This window comes from Halorubrum tibetense, from assembly GCF_042661865.1.
Taxonomy (GTDB): domain Archaea; phylum Halobacteriota; class Halobacteria; order Halobacteriales; family Haloferacaceae; genus Halorubrum; species Halorubrum tibetense.
Map to the genome: position 1 here is coordinate 1 of NZ_JBHSWW010000352.1, position 2,165 is coordinate 2,165.

At 67.3% G+C, this 2,165-nt stretch carries 2 protein-coding genes and 1 pseudogene; 2 read left to right on the top strand and 1 reads right to left on the bottom strand.

Going from position 1 to position 2,165, the window contains the following annotated elements:
- Positions 1-186 precede the first annotated feature (186 nt).
- A complete protein-coding gene (locus tag ACFQEU_RS14890; protein WP_379783428.1) occupies positions 187-1,044 on the bottom strand; it encodes a 3-hydroxyacyl-CoA dehydrogenase family protein in 858 nt (285 codons plus the stop codon).
- 193 nt (positions 1,045-1,237) lie between these two features.
- Here ACFQEU_RS14890 and ACFQEU_RS14895 point away from each other — a divergent pair, with 193 nt between their 5' ends.
- Together ACFQEU_RS14895 and ACFQEU_RS14900 are read left to right on the top strand one after the other, a co-directional pair.
- Complete coding sequence (locus ACFQEU_RS14895; protein WP_379783430.1) at positions 1,238-2,041, top strand: class I fructose-bisphosphate aldolase; 804 nt, start codon at positions 1,238-1,240, stop codon at positions 2,039-2,041.
- Between the two features lie 3 nt (positions 2,042-2,044).
- Positions 2,045-2,165 (top strand): annotated as a pseudogene (locus ACFQEU_RS14900) (class 1 fructose-bisphosphatase); the annotation flags it as partial.

Here is a 2,165-nt window from a genome sequence, read left to right on the forward strand (position 1 = left end):
TCGTCCGCGCGGACGACCGCGACCCGCCCGTCGAGACGGGCGACGAGTGCCCCGGCGAGCGCGTCGGCGTCGGGACCGCGTATGGAGATCGGTTGCATACCCGAACCCGGGGGGCGAGCGGCTTAGACGTTTCCCGACGGGACGGGCGCTCCGACGGAAACGACACCGAGGGGATCCGCCGCGGACTCAGTCGTACTGATAAAACCCTTCACCGGTCTTCTTCCCGAGGTCGCCGGCCGCGACCTTCCGTTTCACGAGATACGCGGGCTGGTACCGGTCGCCGAGCTCCTCGTGGAGGGTTTCGCTGGCGTCGAGGACGACATCGAGTCCGATGTGGTCGGCGAGCTCGAGGGGCCCCATGGGGACGTTGGTGCCGAGTTTCATTCCGCGGTCGATGTCGCGTTTGCTCGCGACGCCCTCGTCGTACGCGCGGACGCCCTCGTTTATCCACGGCATCAGGATCCGGTTGGTGACGAAGCCGGGTTTGTCGTCGGACTCCCAAGTCTCCTTGCCAAGCGCCTCGGCGAAACCGTGCGCGAAGTCGACGGCGGCGTCGGCCGTGCGCTCGCCCACGACGACCTCGACGCCGTCCATCACCGGAACCGGGTTCATGAAGTGGAGCCCCACGACCGCGCCCGCGCGGTCGGTGGCGCTCGCGATCTCCGTCACCGACAGCGTCGAGGTGTTGGTCGCGAGGACGACCCCCTCGTCGACGACCGCGTCGAGGTCGGCGAAGATCCCTTTCTTGACTTCCATGTCCTCGACCGCCGCCTCGACGACCACATCGGCGGACGCGAGGTCGTCGAGGTCGGTCGTCCCCGTGATCCGCGACCGGATCGTCTCGGGGTCCGCGGGGAGCGCGTCCTTCGCGTTCAGCCGGTCGAGGCTCGATCGGACCTGTTCGAGCCCGTTCTCGACGTACGTCGACTCGATGTCGCGCATCACCACGTCGTAGCCGGCGGTCGCCGCGACCTGAGCGATCCCGTTGCCCATCGTTCCCGCACCGACCACGCCAACCGTTTCGACGTCGGATAGCTCGCGCATGTGCGTCGCTGCCGGGCCGGCGGTGGTAAGTATTGCGAAGCGCGGCATGAAAGATAACATCAGTTGTAGTAAATTATTTTTCGTTATCGACGCCGGCAGCGGGGGGTTCAGGCCGTAACCAGCCGTTTACCGACGAACGATCGGGAGAAACCGACCCCACGCTTTTTTGCTCGTGTGAGTGGAGTAGTAGTCGATGCTTCCCCACGCCACCGACGCGATCTCGCGGGACGGAAAGTCGTTGATCCTCGCGTACGACCACGGATTAGAGCACGGGCCCGTCGACTTCGACCCGAACCCCGACACCGCAGACCCCGAGCGGGTGTTCGAGCTCGCGACCCACGACGCGGTGACGGCGATCGCCGTACAGAAGGGGCTCGCGGAGGCGTACTACCCCGACTACGCGGACGACACGGCGCTCGTCGTGAAGGTGAACGGCACCTCGAACCTCTGGATGGGCGAACCCGACACCCCGGTGAACTGTACGCCGGAGTACGCCGCCGGGCTCGGCGCGGACGCCGTCGGGTTCACGCTGTACGGCGGCGCGAACAACGAGATCGGGATGGCCGAGGAGTTCCGCGAGGTCCAAGAGAGCTCGCGCGAACACGACCTAGGCGTCGTCATGTGGGCGTACCCGCGCGGACAGGGCGTTCGCAACGAGACCGACGACCGGACGATCGCCTACGCCGCCCGGATCGCTCACGAGCTCGGCGCGGACATCGCGAAGGTGAAGTATCCGGGATCCCCCGAGGCGATGGCGGAGACGGTCCGGATGTCCGCGCGGACGAGGGTCGTGATGTCCGGCGGCTCGAAGACGAACGACGAGTCGTTCCTCCGAACCGTCGAGGAGTCGATGAACGCGGGCGCGAAGGGGCTTGCGGTCGGCCGGAACGTGTTCCAGCGCGACAACCCGATCGAGATCCTGGACGCCTTGGAGCTCGTCGTCTTCGAGGGAGCCTCGACCGAGGAAGCGATGGCCGAGACCGGAGCGGGCGAGTAACCGATGTCGGACGGTTCACACGGCGACACCGACGGCAGTGACCCCGTCGTCGAGGCGGTGTTCGACGCGGTCGCGGCGACCGCGCCCGCGATCCGGGACGCGCTGCCGGGGCGGCGCGTCGAGA